Source organism: Acinetobacter sp. CY73, from assembly GCF_059515865.1.
Genome location: NZ_JCAKMZ010000004.1, coordinates 46725 through 67646 on the forward strand (window position 1 = coordinate 46725; position 20922 = coordinate 67646).

15 protein-coding genes and 1 tRNA gene are annotated in these 20922 nt (G+C 38.1%); 6 read left to right on the forward strand and 10 right to left on the reverse strand.

The features are described from left to right. Window positions 1-14: 14 nt before the first annotated feature. Together AC5YD2_RS03510 and AC5YD2_RS03515 are read right to left on the reverse strand one after the other, a co-directional pair. Entirely contained in the window at window positions 15-2048 is a 2034-nt protein-coding gene (locus AC5YD2_RS03510) for an FAD-dependent oxidoreductase (RefSeq protein ID WP_496124988.1), read from the reverse strand. A 177-nt stretch (window positions 2049-2225) separates the two neighbouring features. Further along, window positions 2226-2576, reverse strand: a complete 351-nt coding sequence (locus tag AC5YD2_RS03515; RefSeq protein WP_496124989.1) for a hypothetical protein — start codon at window positions 2574-2576, stop codon at window positions 2226-2228. A 249-nt stretch (window positions 2577-2825) separates the two neighbouring features. Here AC5YD2_RS03515 and argG point away from each other — a divergent pair, with 249 nt between their 5' ends. Further along, a complete protein-coding gene (gene argG / locus AC5YD2_RS03520) occupies window positions 2826-4169 on the forward strand; it encodes an argininosuccinate synthase (RefSeq protein ID WP_496124990.1) in 1344 nt (447 codons plus the stop codon). 219 nt (window positions 4170-4388) lie between these two features. Here argG and AC5YD2_RS03525 read toward each other — a convergent pair whose 3' ends face one another. Then, window positions 4389-5660, reverse strand: coding sequence for a GGDEF domain-containing protein (locus tag AC5YD2_RS03525; protein ID WP_496124991.1), 1272 nt, complete (start codon window positions 5658-5660; stop codon window positions 4389-4391). 387 nt (window positions 5661-6047) lie between these two features. Between AC5YD2_RS03525 and pyrC the strand changes: the two genes are divergently transcribed. The 5 genes from pyrC (at window position 6048) to AC5YD2_RS03550 (ending at window position 11605) form a co-directional block, all read left to right on the forward strand. Next, window positions 6048-7082 (forward strand): dihydroorotase, encoded by a 1035-nt coding sequence (gene pyrC, locus AC5YD2_RS03530; protein ID WP_496124992.1) that lies wholly within the window; start codon window positions 6048-6050, stop codon window positions 7080-7082. Then, on the forward strand, window positions 7067-7726 hold the full coding sequence (rnt, locus tag AC5YD2_RS03535) for a ribonuclease T (protein WP_496124993.1): 660 nt from the start codon (window positions 7067-7069) through the stop codon (window positions 7724-7726). The genes pyrC and rnt overlap by 16 nt, the downstream gene beginning before the upstream one ends. A 19-nt stretch (window positions 7727-7745) precedes the next feature. Then, window positions 7746-7821 (forward strand) — tRNA-Glu (locus AC5YD2_RS03540). Between the two features lie 160 nt (window positions 7822-7981). Further along, window positions 7982-10501, forward strand: coding sequence for a TonB-dependent receptor domain-containing protein (locus tag AC5YD2_RS03545; RefSeq protein WP_496124994.1), 2520 nt, complete (start codon window positions 7982-7984; stop codon window positions 10499-10501). Window positions 10502-10663: 162 nt separating this feature from the next. Next, the gene (locus tag AC5YD2_RS03550) at window positions 10664-11605 is read left to right on the forward strand and encodes a hypothetical protein (protein WP_496124995.1); all 942 of its coding nucleotides are present in this window, start codon (window positions 10664-10666) and stop codon (window positions 11603-11605) included. Between the two features lie 282 nt (window positions 11606-11887). Here AC5YD2_RS03550 and serC read toward each other — a convergent pair whose 3' ends face one another. The 7 genes from serC to AC5YD2_RS03585 form a co-directional block, all read right to left on the reverse strand. Next, window positions 11888-12967, reverse strand: coding sequence for a 3-phosphoserine/phosphohydroxythreonine transaminase (gene serC, locus AC5YD2_RS03555; RefSeq protein ID WP_496124996.1), 1080 nt, complete (start codon window positions 12965-12967; stop codon window positions 11888-11890). A 188-nt stretch (window positions 12968-13155) separates the two neighbouring features. Further along, a complete protein-coding gene (locus AC5YD2_RS03560) occupies window positions 13156-13605 on the reverse strand; it encodes a hypothetical protein (RefSeq protein ID WP_496124997.1) in 450 nt (149 codons plus the stop codon). 194 nt (window positions 13606-13799) lie between these two features. Further along, complete coding sequence (gene gyrA / locus AC5YD2_RS03565) at window positions 13800-16784, reverse strand: DNA gyrase subunit A (RefSeq protein ID WP_496124998.1); 2985 nt, start codon at window positions 16782-16784, stop codon at window positions 13800-13802. 301 nt (window positions 16785-17085) lie between these two features. Next, complete coding sequence (locus AC5YD2_RS03570) at window positions 17086-17703, reverse strand: hypothetical protein (protein ID WP_496124999.1); 618 nt, start codon at window positions 17701-17703, stop codon at window positions 17086-17088. Window positions 17704-18006: 303 nt separating this feature from the next. Then, entirely contained in the window at window positions 18007-18939 is a 933-nt protein-coding gene (locus AC5YD2_RS03575) for an electron transfer flavoprotein subunit alpha/FixB family protein (RefSeq protein ID WP_496125000.1), read from the reverse strand. 18 nt (window positions 18940-18957) lie between these two features. After that, entirely contained in the window at window positions 18958-19710 is a 753-nt protein-coding gene (locus AC5YD2_RS03580; protein ID WP_496125001.1) for an electron transfer flavoprotein subunit beta/FixA family protein, read from the reverse strand. Between the two features lie 541 nt (window positions 19711-20251). After that, complete coding sequence (locus tag AC5YD2_RS03585) at window positions 20252-20857, reverse strand: LysE family translocator (protein ID WP_496125002.1); 606 nt, start codon at window positions 20855-20857, stop codon at window positions 20252-20254. Between the last annotated feature and the right edge of the window lie 65 nt (window positions 20858-20922).

Genomic DNA, 20922 nt, shown 5'->3' on the forward strand with positions numbered 1-20922 from the left:
AACACTCAAAAGCATTAAATTTTGGCTGCAATTTCAGCGCCATCACGGATTGCACGTTTAGCATCAAGCTCAGCAGCCAGCTTTGCTCCACCTATAATGTGGAATTTTGCCAGTGTTTTATCTGTTTCACTAGGCATGATGTCTTTTACAGACTCTTGACCTGCACATACAACAACGGTATCCACACGTAAAAGTTGTGCTTGACCATCCGTCTCAATCCATAAACCTTCATCCGTTACTGCTTTATACTGGACACCACGGAGCATGCGTACTGCATGCTTTTTCAATTGTGCTCTATGTACCCAACCCGACGTTTTACCCAAGCCAGCACCTAAAGGTGTGGTTTTACGTTGCAGTAGATAAATTTCGCGTACAGGATGATCTACCTGTGCAGGCACAGAACCACCTTCAGTCAAATAGTTCGGATTAGGATCTACTCCCCACTCACGTTTCCAATCTTCTAACGGTTGCGGTTGTGGTTGATGTTCAGGTTTAAGCAAGTACTCAGAGACATCAAACCCGATACCTCCAGCACCGATGACAGCAACCTTTTGACCCACTGGTGCGCCACGTAAAACTTCAGCATAGGACAGCACTTGTGGTGCATCACTGCCATCAATTTTTAGTGCACGCGGAATAACACCTGTTGCAACAATAATTTCTTCAAAGCCTTCACGTTCAAGTTGCTCACGATTCACTTTGGTATTCAAACGAAGCTCTACGCCTGTTTTTTCAATTTGAACTTTGAAATAACGAATAGTTTCATGAAATTCTTCTTTACCTGGTACAACTTTGGCTAAATTGAACTGACCACCGACTTCGTGACTCGCTTCAAATAATGTCACCTGATGACCTCGACTTGCAGCCACAGTCGCAGCAGACATCCCAGCGACACCACCACCAACAACAGCGACTTTTTTAGGTTTCTTCGTTTTGAGGTAGACCAGTTCGGTCTCATAAGCGGCTTGCGGATTCACCAAGCACGTTGCACGTTTATTTTTAAAGGTGTGGTCTAAGCAGGCTTGGTTACATGCGATACACGTATTAATTTCATCAACACGGTTCGTCGCAACTTTATTCACCCAAAAAGGATCAGCAAGTAATGGACGAGCCATTTGAACCATATCAGCCTTGCCTGTCGCCAAAATCTCTTCAGCGGTATCTGGCATATTGATTCGGTTTGAAGCAATCACAGGAATTGAAACATGCTTCTTAACTTCAGCGGTATAATCAACAAATGCCGCACGGGGTACAGAGGTCACAATCGTAGGAATACGTGCTTCATGCCAACCAATACCCGTGTTCAGTAAAGTTACACCTGCTTTTTCTAAAGCTTTAGCAACGACAATCACTTCATCCATGGTATTACCGTCGTGAACAAGATCAAGCATCGACAACCGGAAGCAAATAATAAATTTTTCACCAACTTTTGCACGGATCGCTTTTACGATTTCGACAGCAAAGCGCATACGATTTTCAATATCCCCACCCCAACGGTCTGTTCGTTGGTTGACATGGCGACTTAAGAACTGATTCAGTAAGTAGCCTTCCGAACCCATAATTTCAACGCCATCATATCCCGCCTTTTTAGCAATACTCGCCGTATTTGCATAATCATCAATCGTACTTAGAATTTGCTTTTCAGACATTTGACGAGGTTTGAACGGGGAAATTGGAGATTTAATTGGACTTGAAGAAACAACAAATGGTTGATATCCATAACGCCCTGCATGCAAAATCTGCATCAGAATTTTGGCGCCATGCTTATGCACAGCGTGAGTGACTAAACGATGCGGCGCCACATCACCCAAAGTATTCATCGTTCCGCCAGCAGGAAGCAGCCATCCAGAACGGTTAGGTGAAATACCGCCTGTAATCAATAAGCCCACCCCACCTTTTGCACGCTCCCCAAAATAAGCGGCTAACTTTGGATAATTATAAAAGCGGTCTTCTAAGCCTGTATGCATTGAACCCATCACGATACGGTTTTTAAGGGTCGTGAAGCCTAAATCTAATGGTTTTAATATATTTGCATAGCGAGTTGTCATGGCATGTCCTTTAATTATAAGCTTTGCAACTTGTTGCATAAAATATTAACGTGTTTTTTTAAATATTGGATGACTGATAATTTTTTTTTTGCTGACCCTAAAGTCAATTTCCTCTATCAAGAAATAGCTTGAATGCTTCAAATCACAAAACACGAGTTATGAATCTTTTTAATCTTATCAAACATCCACTGTCGATTTAGTCGTTTCAGCTTGCCATCTAAATATAAAAAATAGCATCACGATGCCCATCATTGTCCCAATTGGAAATGATGCCAAAACAAAGAATGTGAGAAATAGAGAAAAAATACGATCTTTCGTTCGACCATTTTTCACTGTTTTGGCAGCGGTTACATGTAGCGCCACTAAAATGATCTTCCCGACCACACTTCCAATCAAGTAACTCGAATTGTCTTGAGATAAATCCAAGCTGTAATTTAAAATATATACCGCATCAAAAACGACAACCACCGCAACGATATAGTGCAACCATGACAATACCTTGTTTTTAGGAGGTAATTCTTCAATCATTATTTCTTCAATTCCTGTATTTTCAGCATTTTAAATCTAATTTCTAGTGATTCTTCTACTCAAGAACCATCCTATTTTATTAAATTAACATTTTCTGAAACGATTAAAGTCATGACTTTGATCTAATATTTTTGAGTAGAGTGACTTTTTAAAGAAAAATTCTGCATTCAAAAGTGCTACAATTAAAGAAATATGTATTCTCCTAGGTCACCTTTTCTTGGTACCTATTTTCTATCATTAGGATTAACAATGACTGATAATGCAACTATCTTGCAGAATGTCCCAGTTGGCAAAAAAGTGGGTATTGCCTTCTCTGGTGGTCTAGATACTTCGGCTGCTCTTTTGTGGATGAAACAAAAAGGCGCAGAACCTTATGCTTATACAGCAAACTTAGGTCAGCCTGATGAAGACGACTACGATGCGATTCCTAAAAAAGCGGAAGCGTATGGCGCAGTGAAAGCTCGCTTAGTTGATTGCCGATTACAGCTTGCGCTCGAAGGGATTGCTGCAATTCAATGTGGCGCGTTCCACATCTCGACTGGCGGTGTTCCTTACTTCAACACGACTCCATTAGGTCGTGCAGTAACAGGTACTATGCTTGTTACAGCAATGAAAGAAGATGATGTAAATATCTGGGGTGATGGTTCTACGTATAAAGGAAACGATATTGAACGTTTCTACCGTTACGGTTTATTGACCAACCCTGCGCTTAAAATTTATAAGCCTTGGTTAGACCAAACGTTTATTGACGAACTCGGTGGCCGTGCAGAAATGTCACAGTTCCTGATCGACAATGGTTTTGACTACAAAATGTCAAAAGAGAAAGCATATTCAACAGATTCAAACATGTTGGGTGCGACGCATGAAGCCAAAGATCTTGAATACCTTGATGCAGGCATCAAAATTGTTGATCCAATCATGGGCGTTGCGTTCTGGAAAGATGACGTAGAAGTTAAAGCTGAAGAAGTATCAATTACTTTTGAAGAAGGCTTCCCTGTTGCAATCAACGGTCGTCGTATCGAAGATCCAGTTGAGTTCATTCTTGAAGCGAACCGTATCGGTGGTCGTCATGGTCTAGGTATGTCGGATCAAATCGAAAACCGGATTATTGAAGCGAAATCTCGTGGTATTTACGAAGCTCCGGGTATGGCGCTTCTTCATATTGCTTATGAGCGCCTTGTAACAGGTATTCATAACGAAGATACGATCGAACAATACCGTATCAATGGTTTACGTCTAGGTCGTTTACTTTACCAAGGTCGTTGGTTCGATTCTCAAGCGCTAATGCTTCGTGAAACTGCTCAACGTTGGGTTGCGAAAGCAGTGACAGGTACTGTGACTTTAGAACTTCGTCGTGGTAATGATTACACCATCATGAACACTGAATCTGAAAACCTGACCTACGAAGCTGAACGCTTAACGATGGAAAAAGGTGATTCAATGTTCTCTCCAATGGATCGTATTGGTCAGTTAACCATGCGTAACTTGGACATTACTGATACACGTCAAAAACTAGGTATTTATACAAACTCTGGTTTATTGGCTGTAGGTACAGGTTCTGCTGTTCCACAGTTGAAAGACAAAAACAAATAAGTTTGTTTAAAGTCAAAAAAACCGCTCACTGAGCGGTTTTTTATTACTGATTGTTAAAACAACTAAAAATATTTTGTGAATTTAACAACACACCTACCCAATAAGAGTAATTAGCTTGTCATTGATAAAGCTAAAAAATATTTTGTTAATGCTCAAAAAACAACTTTATCCTATTACATAAGCTACATAAGCGCAGAGTAATAATTTTTAATTGTGAATTTAAGATGTCTGATACAAATCAGAAGTACTATTAATCTTAAGCACTTGATAACGATCTCGCCCTTCATTTTTCGCCAAGTACAGTGCTTGATCTGCCAATTTAAGTATTTCCGGATAAGTGACATCGTCCTCACCATTATACAAAGTCAGACCGATACTTACCGTTAGATAATCAGCAATTGATGAGTTTTTATGCTCAATTTTTTGATTGCGAACATCTTCCAATATATCTTTTGCAATGGCTTCTGCTTCATCATGGGTTGTGTCTTTAATTAAAACCACAAATTCTTCACCACCATAACGAATCGCAGTATCACCTTCATCAATGTGTCTAAGCAAAGTTTGCGCAACGCGAATTAACGCATTATCACCATGATCATGACCATATAGATCGTTATATAGTTTGAAATAATCAACATCGATGAACAAAATGGCGAATGGCGAATTCGTCAGTTTGGTATGATCAATACACGCTTTCAATTGTTGTTCAAAACCACGTCGATTACCTAATAAGGTTAAAGTATCTTGATGGCTTAAAAGAATAAAATGCTGATTTAATTTCGAATAAATTTGCTTATCGTAATCAATAATAATCGATTGTAAAAATCGAATTCTTTCAGTAGAAATTGTCAATGTTGCTAAAGCCAAACCTACAAGATTCGATAAAATTAAAGTATTCGTAACCACCCAAGCTGGTAAATCAAATCCAGTCAATATTAAGAAAATAGTAGTCAACAATCCTGCACTGATTGATGCTAAAAAAGTAACTCTTGGTCGCAGCCCAGAACATAAATAGGCGAACATGATTGCAAAAGCAATAATCAGTGTTCCACGCCAAGTCATTGATAATGCATGGGTAGATAACAAAACACTTTGGACAATCGTTAATCCAAAGCAAATAATACTTGCGACAACTTGTGCATAATATTTATTCCATGCTGGTCTTTTAGCCATAGCAAAGATAGTAAATAACGCGATCCATCCCGCTGAATATGAAATCATGGTCAAACCAACGTCATGAAAACGGTGTTCTGGTGTCGTGGTTAAATAATTAAGCGGTAAACTGATGAGCTCAAAAATAATAAAAATGATAATCGCTGGACGAATTGCTCTAACAATCATCTTAACAAGACGATCTTCACGATCCTTCCAAAACTGTGCTTCGAAATCCGCATCAAACTTGGAATTAATGTTGAGCTTCTGATTCTCAAGCAGCTGTTCTATCTTCGCTTTTTGAATTTGAAGCTGATCTACGTCTGATTCTAATTTCATATTTTTAAATAATGTACGAGGAAGCTACTTTCCTTTTCCATTAATATTTTATGATTGCTTATAGATATAGATTAACATTTATTCAATTAAATCAAAATATTATTTTATGAACTCATTAAACATACGAGACATATATCACACTTATATTAAGATTAATAAAACCTAGTCTAACAATTTATTTGTAAACGAGAATTGACTACGATTCAGTACTATTCAAGCATCTCATATTTAATCCAAGCTCAAATTGAATACAAAACATACGAAAGCAAACCATTCTAAAAAATATGGTTTTAGTTCTGCATGATTAATGGGCTTTATTCATTTTTGTGGTTATCAATTTAGGGAGAATTCGATTATCATTTGATTTATTTTTTTCAGTATATTGCCTTGAATACGATTACTCTGCTGCAACCTGATGATTGGCATGCTCACTTACGTGATGGGCTTGCACTGAAACGAACTGTTCCTGATCTTGCACAACAATTTCACCGTGCGATCTGTATGCCGAATACCGTTCCCCCAGTTAAAACAGTTGAAGAAGCAAATGCTTATCGTGAACGCATCATGGCACATGTGCCTGAAGGGGTTCAATTTGATCCACGTATGGTGCTTTACTTTACAGATCAAACTTCACCAGATGAAATCAAGAAAATAAAAGATTCTGAGTTTGTAAATGCAATCAAATTATATCCTGCTGGTGCGACCACCAACTCGGATAATGGTGTAAGCGACATTCGTAAAGTGTATAGCGTAATTGAGCAACTTGAAGCATATCAAGTTCCCTTATTACTGCATGGTGAAGTGACCCATAATCACGTTGATATTTTTGATCGTGAAAAACGTTTCCTTGATGAAGTGTTAGCGCCATTGCTTAAACAATTTCCAAAATTAAAATTGGTGCTTGAGCACATCACAACAAGCGAAGCCGCTCACTTTGTGTTAGAACATGATCGCCATATTGCTGCAACCATTACTCCACAGCATTTATTGTTTAATCGTAATGATATGCTGGTTGGCGGTGTAAAGCCCCATTTTTACTGCTTACCGATTTTAAAACGCCAAACACATCAACAAACTTTGCTTGAAGTGGCAACCAGTGGCAACCCTAAATTTTTCTTAGGTACTGATAGTGCCCCGCATTCTAAAAATGCGAAAGAAAATGCATGTGGATGTGCAGGTTGCTATAGTGCACCAACAGCGATTGAACTCTATGCACAAGCATTTGATCAAGTGGGCAAAATCGAACGTTTAGAAGGTTTTGCAAGCCATTTTGGTGCTGACTTCTACGGTTTACCTCGTAATACCAATACCATTACACTTGTGAAGGAAGATCAAATCATCCCTGAAAGTTTCGACTATCTGGATGGAGAGAAAATCATTCCTTTATATGCGGGTAAAACCATCCATTGGAGAAAGGTGTGACAACTGAAAAACAACCTGTGATTGGACAACGATTTCGTGGCTTTTTGCCAGTCGTTGTTGATGTAGAAACTGCAGGTTTTAATGCGGATACTGATGCATTACTTGAAATCGCATGTATTCCGATTATTTACAATGATGAAGGTCAATTTGTTCCAGGTGAAGCTCACCATGCACATATTAATCCTTTTGAAGGTGCAAACCTTGATCGACGCTCATTAGACTTTATTGGTATTGATCCTTTCAATCCTATGCGTGTTGCTATGGCTGAAGATGAAAAATCTGCCTTAAAGCGGATGTTTAAAGCGATCAATGAAGTTCGTAAGCAACAAGAATGTACACATGCAGTTCTTGTTGGTCACAATGCACACTTCGATTTAGGTTTTGTAAAAGCAGCGATTGCACGTACAGGGACTAAAAATCAGAACCCTTTCCATAGTTTTTCTGTATTCGATACAGTGACTCTCAGTGCGGTGATGTTTGGTCAAACTGTGTTAGCAAAATCATGTATTCAAGCTGGAATTGAGTTTGATGGTAAAGAGGCACACTCTGCACTTTACGACACTCAGAAAACTGCAGAACTGTTCTGCTATATTTTGAACAAACTCAGCCCTCACCTGCTTGACACTTTGGTAGCGGATCAATAAGATACCGCTACTTCTAAACGTCCCTATCGTCTAGAGGCCTAGGACATCGCCCTTTCACGGCGGTAACCGGGGTTCGAATCCCCGTAGGGACGCCAATCTCGTTTTACCCTTCCCCTCTAAAAATCTTTTTTTATTCTTATACCCAAGAGCGATGAGTTAATTGTTTATTTCTATTGCAAATAATTCTCATTATTATTGATTAATTATAATTATTTAATGATAATCAATCTCGTTATTATTATCTATTAAACCAATATGTCATTCGTTCGCTCACAATTAAGTTTAGCCATCATTGCTACATTAACAACGCCTGCATTTGCTAACGAAAACCAGACTCAAACCAACAATGACGATCCTTTAGTCAGTCTAAATACCATTGTGGTTGAAGCAGATAAGAATAATGAAGTGGGTAAAACTGTTTATACAAAAGAAGATCTACAAAACACGCCGAATAGCTCGAAAAATATTACGGATTTTTTAAAAGTGAATCCAAATGTGCAATTTGATCACAATGTACGAAGCGGATTACAACAAGGTAAGCTCAGTGCGAGTGACATCAGCATTAATGGTTCACAGCCATACGAAAATAAAATCCTTATCAATGGCATGAGCATCAATAACAATATCAATCCTATTGGTGCCCAACAATCAAATGACCCTAATAGTCTATTTGGAAACTCTCAAACGGTTTCAGTGAATACAGACTTGCTCTGCAATATTACCTTGCTGGATAGCAATGTCAGTGCAGAATATGGAGAGTTTACAGGCGGTGTGGTCATTGCAGAAACCTGTAAACCAACGACGTCTGTAGGAGAAATACACGGTAGTATTACTTATGACTATACTTCTGATGACTGGTCTAAAATCAATTTTTCCACCCCTGAAGAACAGACAACGTTTGAGGAATCTACTGATGAACACAGCCAACCTTTCTTTACCAAACAAGGTATTAGTGCAAACATTTATGGTAATGTTTCGGAACATTTAGGTTTTAATGCTTTTGGTTCTTTTCGTAATTCAGATATTCCATTAAAAACAACGCTCAAAGAACCAACAAGTTTTGAACAAAATCGTACTTCCAGTAATGCTGGCTTAGAGCTTTTGTATACCCCTGATGACAAAACTGCATTAAAAATTGGCGCGCAGTTATTTGAAAATGATGGTGAATACTTTAAATCCAATATTAAAGATTCAGATTCCACACATCGTTCAGATAGCCAAAGCATATACATCAAACTAGATAATCAATTTGATCTATTCAAGTTGACTCAGCAATTCAATTTTCAAAGCCAAACAGCTGAGCGAAAAGCTGCACTTAACACTTACAACTGGACAAAGTCACCTGCAAAGGACTGGTCACTGCTCAATGGATTTCAACAACAAGGCAATTTAGGTCATTTAAAACAGCAAGAGGAAAAATTTGAATACCAATTAAAATCTGAATTTAAACCCATTAATACGGCTTTCATTCAACACAATATTAAATTAGGTACAGGGTATGGTCGTTATGATGCTAAGTCTCAGCGTGTGGACAACACCTATGTTTATAGCAGACGTACAAATAGTGCTAGCTGTGTAAATGAAATAGATCTGATCGCTTGTGATGACTCGAGTACAAAGAATAATATTTTTGATCAACGCACGGCATATTACGCGCATGAGATTGATGTTTCACAAGACCGCTTACACTTCTACCTTGAAGATAGCATGAAATTTAATCCATACCTAAGCACAACTCTAGGCTTACGTGCTGATTATGACTCTCTTACAAAAGATACTAATTTTTCCCCTCGTAGTAGTTTCAGTTATCGTCCGTTAGGCGAGCGGCGCTTACAGCTATTTACAGGCTGGAATCGCTACTACGGTCTAAACTCATATTCGAATGAGTTAATGGATCGGGTTGATCAATACCAAATCCGTGAAAACCGTCAAAAAGACGCTTTAAATCAATGGACAAATAACTGGGGTAAAGATACAAGTTATACAGGAGCAACAGCAACTTATCGCTCTAATTTAAAAACACCACATTCTGATGAAATTGTTTTTGGAATTAATGGTGAATATCAAAATGTAAATATAGGACTGAAATGGGTAAACCGTGAAAATAAAGATCAACTGAAACAGACTGTTAGTGAACCAAATTTTAACATTACAGGCAACGCCAATCAGAGATCAAAAACCTATGACAATTCAGGTCGCTCAGCATCAGATATTTATACCTTCACGATCAAAAATATCGAATCTCTACAATTCAAAGGCTCACTACATCACTTCAGCTTAGCTGCTGACTATACCCAATCTACACGCAACTTTGAAACTTATGCAAACAGTATTATTGATGGTACAACACAAGCCATGTATGACGGCAAGTTGATTGATGCTGAAGATGTTCCATCCAGTAATTTCAATATTCCATGGACTATGCGTGCAACATGGAATCTAGGCTTTAACAATCTACCGCTCACTATCAGCAACTTTCTAAGCTATAAAAGTTCATACGATGTTATGAAAAAATATAGCTATTTACATAAAGACAGCTACAAAGATGACAATGGTAATGCTTATGACACCTATATGCCTTACGAAAACAAAAGTACGTTTAGCTGGGATATCCGTGCCAGCTATAAGCTCGCAATTCAAAATCAATATGAAGGCATTTTGGGTTTAACCATTAACAATGTGACGAATAAGAATAATACGATTACCGCGAGTGATGGAACTTCACACCCTGAAATCGGTCGCCAGTTCATCGCTGATATCACCTTTAAATTCTAATGTCTTACAAAAAAAGAGCACATTCAGTGCTCTTTTTTTAGCCTTGAAAAAAAAATCCATCTAAATCTCTGCTTTAAATCACAAAAAAACATATTCGGACTTGAAATCTAGCATTTACCCACGATATTAATGTCATAAGTCACTCACTATCAAAATGAGCATATGAACAATCAAAATAGACCAGATATCATTACCATTGAAGATCAAAACTTTGGAAGCCACGTAGAGCACTGGAATTTACTTACAGACAACCCAGCAACCGAAGTTCCAAAATGGTTAGGTCTAGCTTTAGATGCTCCTGTGATGCCAATGGGACTGTGTTTAAACGAAGCAGATATGGATCCATCCACTTGGTTGATCCAAGGCCCAAATCAATCCGCTGTTCAATTTGCACAAGTGATCGAAGTTGAAGGCAATAAGCCTAAAACAGTGAAGACTGCTTTCCCTATTTTTAGTAGCCCATATACGCTTTCTGCTAAAATCGATCGTATCATCACGTGTAAGTCCAATACACAAGCTGTGTTGCAACTTCAGGTGAGCCCTAATAGTGTCGTCTATGCTTTTGATTCTCTTTATTCAGTCAATCACAACCAATATGAGAAAGACCAAGAATATAAAGTTCAACTCAATGCTTGGGCTTATGAACTAGAAAAAGTTTCTGACCATGAACAAATCATTGTGGATGATCCTGCATCGATTAAACATCACCGTGCTTTAAATGAAATTTTAAGTGAAAATAAGGGTGTTGCACCTTCCAACTTGCAAGAACAAATTGATGCATGGCAACCTACAACTGAAGCCGACAAAGAGCCTGTGACTGTTGATTTTTCGAAGATGGTGGCTTATCTGTACGGCGAAACAATGGGCTTAGAAGATGAGGCTTGGTTTCAGGGTAAAGTTGTCGGCAAAACCGAAATGTCATTTATGAATGATACCTTTACACTCTACGATGTGACCTTGATTTTAGATGAAAATCAGCCTGCAACCCTGATTCGAATCGCAACTAAAGATAATTTATATAAAAAATTCGAAATTGGACAATATATTCGTGGAAACATATGGATTCAGGCGAATATTTATGCTAAAAATACATCAAATAAATAGGATTTAACTATAAATTAGAATTTAGGCTCCTAAATGAAAATTATACCGGAACAATCAACAACTCTAATCTCACATAGCAGTCTTCGTTTTCGAGTGGACACGGGTGCTTTTTGCTTTTTTGTTTTAGGTATGTTTCTGTCCGCGATAATTTTACACATGACTGGCATTTTACCAACATTCTAGTTTTACTTTAATCAAATCGTTTTGATTCCTATCGATGAATTCAAAAAAGCCCTCAAATATGAGGGCTTTTTATAGGAACATTTAAATCATTGATGCATTTTAAGCATTACGTTTCGCAAAATCATCCATAAAGTCTACAAGCGCTTGAACACCCTCTAAAGGTACAGCATTATAAATACTTGCACGCATACCACCCACAGAGCGATGACCTGCTAAATTCAACAAATGATGTGCTTCAGCTTCTTGAAGGAATTGCTTTTCAAGTTCAGGCTTCGCCAATGTAAATGGCACATTCATGATCGAACGATTTTCTACTGCAATTGGATTGGCATAGAAATCACTAGAATCAATATAGCCATATAACAATTCAGCTTTAGCGATATTCGCTTTATGAATTGCTTCTACCCCACCTTGCGCCAACAACCATTCGAATACTAGACCCGATAAATACCATGCATAGGTTGATGGTGTGTTTACCATAGAATCATTTTTTGCTTGGTCTGCATATTTCAGAATGCTTGGAATTTCAGGCTTTGCTTGATCCAATAAATCATCACGAATGATGACCAATGTTAAACCTGCAGGACCAATATTCTTTTGAGCACCTGCATAGATTAAACCAAACTTTGTTACATCAATCGGTGCAGATAAAATACTTGAAGATAAATCTACAACCAATGGTTTATCTGTTTTTGGGATTTCAGTAAACTGAAGACCTCCAATGGTTTCATTATCTGCATAATGTACATAGGCTGCATCATCAGATAAATTCCAAGTGCTTTGATCTGTAATTGCACTTTTACCATCAATCGTTGTACCTGCTTTAACGACATTGATGTCGCCATAGCGCTGTGCTTCTTTTAATGCTTTCTCAGACCAAATCCCTGTATGAATATAATCTGCTTTATTGTTTTTACCCAACAAATTCAGTGGAATCGCAGAGAACTGTAATGATGCCCCACCTTGTAAGAACAGGACTTTGTAATTCTCAGGGATATTCATGAGTTTACGTAAATCTGCTTCTGCTTTTTCTGCGACAGCGACATAGTCTTTGCTACGGTGACTCATTTCCATAATGGAAAGTCCCTTGCCTTGCCAATCGAGCATTTCAGCTTGAGCTTTTTCTAAAACGGCAGTGGGTAATGCAGCTGGACCAGCACAGAAGTTGTACGCGCGCATGTTTTTTCCTTTCAAAGTGAAACACAGTAAAATCATGGCATTTAATCATAGATCGCCATAGCTTGCATTAATTTAAGCTTCAATAATTTCAATGCAAATTTTTATTTATAGTTAAAAACTCAATTAAGATCATAGATAAATTTTTAATCACACTACGTTCAATATCTAACATAGACTTTGATCCATTTCTATTCAATTACGAACATAGGAGTATTCTGTATTGTAAATTCAACAATCTGCGACGTTTTATGATCAAAATGAACCGTATAGACCACTATTTTATCTGAATACTTATAATGATAAACCACCTCTAATAGCTCATGTTTAAAAAAAAGTAAGTTCATTTTCGACTTGGTTGCATAGACTTCTTTTTCCAGTATCTCTTGCTTAGGAATCGTGGCTCGAATTTGTTTTAGTTGAGCTGAATCGGTTGATAATATTTCATATAGATCAACCGACACATAAGGTTGGATTTGCTCAAGCTTTCCATACATTAAGCCACGATAGACAGCGCTTGCAGCCCTTTCTTTATCTTTAGAAACCACAGCTTCATGACCAGTCGCCGATTCCGACTTATAACATGCTGTTAGTGATCCTAGTAATAGGACAGACAGTAGGATTTGCTTCAACATTTTCATTGCTTACCCTTGGATTATAAAAATTTAACTTTTTTATATTTCTTATTTTATAAAAGATACATCTTCCATAAAATCAATATATGGAACTTAACTATACTGGTAATAAATCTCTACTCAATAATGCGGCTTTAAACCAATTAATAAAAAATATAAAAAAAGGACGCCTCAGCATCCTTTTTTTAATTTTCTACAGATTATTCATCTGTAGACTTTTCATCATTATCCGTTGTATCCACTTCCTGTGCTTCAGTATTTTCAACTAAATCTGTTGAAACTTCTGCACCCTCAACAGCTTCTACAAACTCCTCTTCTTCCACAGCTTCAACTGACACCACGCCCACAAGCAATTCTTCTTTACCTAGACGGATTAGACGAACACCTTGAGCGTTACGACCGGTTTGAGCTACTTCAGAAGCACGAGTACGGACTAAAGTTCCACCATCAGAAATCAACATCAATTCTTTGGTTTCATCAATCGCTACCGCACCAACCAACTGACCATTACGCTCAGAAGTTTTGATTGCGATCACACCTTTACCGCCACGTTTCTTGGTTGGGAAGTCATCTACAGGGGTACGTTTACCGTAACCATTTTCAGAAGCACACAGCACTTCACCTGTTTCAGGCACAACCACCAATGACACAATACGGCTGATCAATGCTGAATCTGAACCATCTTCATCATCAGAATCAACGTCGTTATCATCATTTTCTTCAAGTAACGCTGCCGCACCAATGGTGACACGCATACCACGTACACCTTTAGCAGAACGACCCATTGAGCGTACGTCAGTTTCAGCGAAGCGGATTGCTTTACCTTCATTAGAGAACAACATAATTTGCTGTTCACCATCCGTAATCGCAACACCAATCAACGTGTCATCGCCATTCAATTCAATCGCACGTAAACCGTTAGAACGAACATTAGAGAACTGTTCTAACTCAACACGTTTGATCGTGCCGTACTCAGTCGCCATAAACACATAGAAGTTCTTACGAACTGCTTCTGCTTGCTGAGCAAAGTCATTGATAATGTCGTCATCAAGATCAGTCGTAGAAAGTTCTAGACCAAGCTGTTTTAACTGCGTACGCAATGCTTCCGAAATATCATCTGCACCGTCTTCTGAATCATTGAGTGCCGCTTCAAGCTCTACAAAATGACCATTAATTACTTCATTTTCTTGAAGTTTCGCCGCATTGGTTTTCACAAACGCTTTGAAATCTGTTAAACGATCTTTAAATTTTTTCGGTGCATCAATGACAGGCAAGATCGCTGTAATGGTTTCATTCTCATCCAATGGTAGCAAGTTCACCATTGGGCGACCTTTAGAGCCACGAGATGCTTGTGGCACTTCATATACTTTCAGTCGATAAACCTTACCAACATTGGTAAAGCAAAGCACTGTCGCATGGTTCGACGTTACAATCAGATGTTGAATGTAATCATCTTCTTTCATGCTTGTTGCAGACTTACCACGACCACCACGACGCTGAGCAGCATAGTCAGACAGTGGTTGAGTTTTCGCATAACCAGTTTTTGAAACCGTCAGAACCATTTGCTCTTCTGGAATCAAATCTTCACGGGAGAAATCAATACGAGATTCAATAATCGATGTTTTACGTGCATCGCCGTAATTTTGAAGAATTAAAGCAAGCTCTTCTTTAATCACATCCATCAATAAATTGAAGTCATTCAAGATCGCTGTGTACTCAGCGATTTGTGCCAAGATATCAGAATATTCAGCGTGTAACTTATCTTGTTCAAGACCCGTTAAACGATGTAAACGTAATTCTAGAATCGCACCCACTTGCGTTGGTGAAAGACGGTAGATATTGCCATCAAAGCCAAATGGTTTGGCAAGATCTTCGCCTTCGATCACATCTGGACGAACTGAAACAGAACCTGCTTTTTCAAGTAAAGCTGTTACACCACCCGCGGCCCACTCACCCGCTTGTAAGCGTTCGCGAGCTTCGGCAGGGTTTGCAGACGTTTTGATGGTTTCAATAATTTGATCGATATTTGCAAGTGCAACCGTCAAACCTTCTAAGATATGACCACGCTCACGTGCTTTGCGTAGCTCGTACATGGTACGACGTGTGACGACTTCTTGACGATGACGAATAAACGCAGCAATGATATCTTTTAAATTCATTAACTTCGGTTGGCCATTGTCTAGGCAAACCATGTTAATACTGAAAGAGTTTTCAAGCTGCGTATTTTGGAACAGATTATTCACGATCACTTCAGCGTTTTCACCACGCTTTAAATCAATCGCAATACGCATGCCATCTTTGTCAGATTCATCACGAAGCTCAGAAATACCTTCAAGCTTTTTCTCTTTCACTAACTCAGCAATACGCTCAATAGTTTTTGCTTTGTTGACTTGATATGGGATTTCAGTGAAGACAATCGTGGTACGACCGTTTTTTGGATCTTCTTCAAAATGATATTTACCACGGATATGCAGACGACCTTTACCTGTGCGGTATGCATCTACAATGCCTGATTTACCATAAATAATACCGCCAGTCGGGAAATCTGGACCAGAGATATGTTCCATCAACCCTTCGATACTGATATTCGGATTATTTGCATAAGCCAAACACGCATTCACAACTTCAGTCATGTTGTGTGGCGCCATATTGGTCGCCATACCGACTGCAATACCCGTTACACCATTCACCAATAAGTTAGGAACACGTGTAGGCATCACCTGAGGAATACGCTCAGAACCATCGTAGTTGTCTTCCCACTCAACGGTATCTTTTTCAAGATCAGCTAAAAGTTCATGGGTTAACTTACGCATACGAACTTCGGTATAACGCATTGCTGCTGCACTATCGCCATCGACAGAACCGAAGTTACCTTGACCATCAACCAATTGATAACGCAAGCTAAAATCTTGAGCCATACGTACAATTGTTTCGTACACCGCAGAATCACCATGTGGGTGATATTTACCGATAACGTCACCGACTACACGCGCAGATTTTTTATAAGCTTTGTTATAGTCATTGCCGAGCTCGTGCATTGCAAATAACACACGACGGTGAACTGGCTTCAAGCCATCTCTCACGTCTGGTAATGCACGAGAAACAATTACACTCATCGCATAGTCGAGATATGAGCTCTTTAACTCATCCTCAATGGCAATCGGTTTAATTTCCGATAGGCTCATGCATACTCCTTATTACAAACAGCAATAAACCGCTCGTTTTATATATCAATCTTGTAAAAAATTAACTCCAAAAATGAAGAGTTAAAATCTAAAATTCAGCCAAATATTATAGCACAAAAAGTCAATTTCTTGTGTCTTATCATTGATCTTAATCTTGTTAATTTTCTTAAATTTTTAAGTTTTTTTATCGCTTTTGAAATGACCTTATTTTTCATCAAATTATTCACTAAATTTGATTATTATTGATCATCCATTTATAAAAAAACCTCCTTTATCGGAGGTTTAAATGATTCAATATTTTTTATTGGGTCGACTTTGTCTTATCTTGCACCATCAAACCATAAGCGACGATAAACAAGCCCAAAATAAGAGGAAACTCAAATACCTCTTCTACAAAATTTTTATGTGCTTGATCATGTAAAAAAAAAGCACTGATCATCCGATCATGTTCGATAGAATCCGAGATAATCAAACCTGATACAGCTAGAACAACACCCCATAATGAAATAGATGCAGTTTTAAACTTGAGTGCAATCTCACGACGTAATACACCATTTATTAATGGAAATAACACTGAACCTATGAGTACCACCGAAATTGCTCTAAAAAAGCCTTTAGGGACTTCCGGGAAATAATCACGCCCCCAACTGGTACTACGACCAAATAGCAGTAACCACCAACACACAGCCCAAAGCCAGAATTGTTTTTGGCCACTCTGTAATTGAATAGGACGCATAAATGCAAAAGTGAAAATGGCAAAAGACAGCAGAAGAATCGCTTGAATATTTTCAATGGAACGTACTGAAATTGCTAGATAACTTAACAGATTAAATGCTTCTATTACAGGGAATATACAGCTTAAGATTAGGATAAAAGCAATAGGCCAAGTCAGCCGCGTATCTAACAACAAGATCGTCACCCCTCACTCATTCATAGATTAAATAATGAGTAAAGCTTAAAAATGAGGACGAATAGTATCATATTTCAGAGTATTTCTATAAGAAAAATAATGTCTTAAAAACAGAATGCTCTGTTGTATATTTATGATTATTAAGACTATATTGAACAACAATTCTGCTATCCACATACTTAAATATTCATATTTCCCCAATCTTATCAATTACTTCACATTACATAACATAACAATTATCATTAGGCTTCATTATATTTAGAATACAAAAAAGCCCTGCAAAATAACAGGGCTTTCTGTTATTCCAAAGAATTAGATTTTAGAAACCAATTCAGGAACAACAGTATTTAAATCACCCACTAACCAGTAGTCAGCAACTGCATTGATTGGCGCTTCTTCATCTTTATTGATCGCAACGATCACCTTAGAGTCTTTCATACCTGCCAAATGCTGAATTGCACCAGAAATACCTACTGCGATATACAAGTCAGGAGCAACAATTTTACCTGTTTGACCCACTTGCATGTCGTTTGGTACGAAACCAGCATCCACTGCAGCACGTGATGCACCTTGTGCAGCACCCAACTTGTCAGCCAGTGGATCAAGTACCGTATGATAGTTCTCACCTGAACCCACACCACGACCACCTGAAACCACGATACGCGCAGCTGTTAATTCTGGACGTTCTGATTTCACGATTTCTTCAGAAATAAACTTAGAAATACCAGCATCTTTAACATCACTAATAGCTTCGACAGTCGCAGAACCGCCTTCAGCAGCAACACCATCAAAAGCAGTACCACGTACTGTAGCAATAACGATTGCTTCAGCAGATTCTACAGTTGCAATCGCATTACCCGCATAGATAGGACGCTTGAAAGTTTTAGCACTGTCAACCGCAATGATGTCTGTAATCATACTTGAATCAAGTAATGCAGCAGCACGCGGAAGTACGTTTTTACCGGTTGTAGTCGATGCAGCAAGGATATGTGTATAACCTTTGCCTAAATCGGCCACAAGTGCAGCAACGTTTTCAGCCAATTGGTTCGCATAAACAGCATTGTCAGCAAGTAATACTTTGCTTACCCCTGCAACTTTAGCTGCTTGGTCAGCTACAGCTTGTGCACCTGAACCAGCAACCAATACAGTGATATCACCACCGATTTTTTGTGCTGCAGCTACAACATTTAGTGTTGCACCGTTAAGTGCTTTATTGTCGTGCTCAGCGATAACTAAAATACTCATGATTTTTATCCTTCTGTATTAGATCACTTTCGCTTCATTTTTAAGTTTTTCAACAAGCTCATCTACAGATTTCACTTGTACACCAGCTTTACGCTCTGCTGGTGGCTCAACTTTAACTGTTTTAAGTTTAGTTGAAGCAGAAACGCCATAATCAGCAGGAGATTTAGTATCCAGCGGTTTTTTACGCGCTTTCATGATGTTTGGAAGAGCAGCATAACGTGGCTCATTCAAACGTAAATCTGTTGTGATAATTGCAGGAGTGTTTAATTCAACAGTTTGTAAACCACCGTCGATTTCACGAGTCACTTGTACTTTCGTACCTTCAACTTTAACTACTGAAGCGAATGTACCTTGTCCAGCGCCAAGTAAAGCACCCAGCATCTGACCCACTTGGTTAGAGTCATCATCAATTGCTTGTTTACCAAGAAGAATTAATTCTGGTTGTTCTTGTTCTACAATACCTTTTAGAATTTTAGCAACTTCTAAAGCGCCCAATTCGATATCATTTGCTTCAACCAAGATACCACGATCAGCACCTAGAGCCATTGCAGAACGAATTTGTTCTTGAGCTTCTTTAGGACCAATTGAAACAACAACGATTTCAGTCACAGTCCCTTTTTCTTTTAGTCGAACCGCTTCTTCAACAGCGATTTCACAGAATGGGTTGATCGACATTTTAACGTTAGTAAGATCTACCCCACTATTGTCCGCTTTAACACGAACTTTAACGTTGGCATCAACCACACGTTTTACAGCAACAAGAGCCTTCATGTAATCCTCGGCTGTTATAACAAAAGTAAAAGTTTAGAAAAGTTATAGTAACTCTTCATGCAAATTTTTTAGGTGTCCTATCTTGCAATGCGTTTGGCATTTCGGTCAAGTCACAATTACTAAAAGAGTTGTAAAAAAGCGTATTTTTAGTTGAACGGTGCGTTCAAAGATTTCAATTGTTGAATAATTAGTTCAGATCTATAAATTTTTAATTTATATTTTAAATATTGATTTTTAATATTTTTTTATTTGATTTAGTTCATCAAAAGTTCTGATCTTTCTCTTCTTTTTTCTCAGGTTGTTTGAGCTTAGTTAAGAGAATAAATCGCCCATTTCGCCTGAGAGTCAGACTGTCAATTCGGATAGAAAAAATAAAATCTAGTGACATTTTCAATCAATTATTTGCATAAAAGATACATTTCTTTTTTCTAAACTCAATGTATACCTTATCGGCTAAAATTAAAACAGTACTTTATACTAAAGTACTGTTTTAATTTATATCCTTTAAATTCATTCGCAATTTTGCTATGAAGGAAATAGATTAGTTCATCATCAACCATGTGGCAGCTCCGGCCAACAGTGCACCAGAACCGCCATCAATCCATTTTTGCTTCTTCACATCGATAGCAGTCTTTTGAGTCAATTTAGCCAATCCGACACTTAATCCACTATAAATAATCAAACACAAGCTAATAAAAATAAAAGACAGCAATAATCCCTGTGCAATGGTATTGCCAGATTTATCCATAAATTGCGGAAGAATTGCAAAGTAAATCAACATCCCTTTTGGATTCAGTAAAGATGTAAAAAAACCTTTTGTGATTGGTGAGGAGGTTTGCTTATTTTCAATGATAATTTCATTTTGAGTAAATACTGATTTAATTAATGTCAGTGCCAAAAAAAGTAAATAAGCGATCCCCAGCCAACGAATCGTTTCAAAGAGCACAGGAAACGAAACAATAATCGCTGCTATACCCAAAGCAACCAAGATCGAATGAACTAAATATCCAGAACATACGCCTAGCGTCGCCATAATGCCTGCCTTTGTACCTTTACCCATAACTTGCGACAAGATAAAAAGCATATCTGGACCAGGAGTAAAAATTAGAGGAATGATTGTGAGCGCAAAGAGTAAGTACACAGACATTTCTTTTTCCTTTCAATCAACTGAAATTGAAAAAATAGTATCTGCGAAAATATGTAAAATAGGAT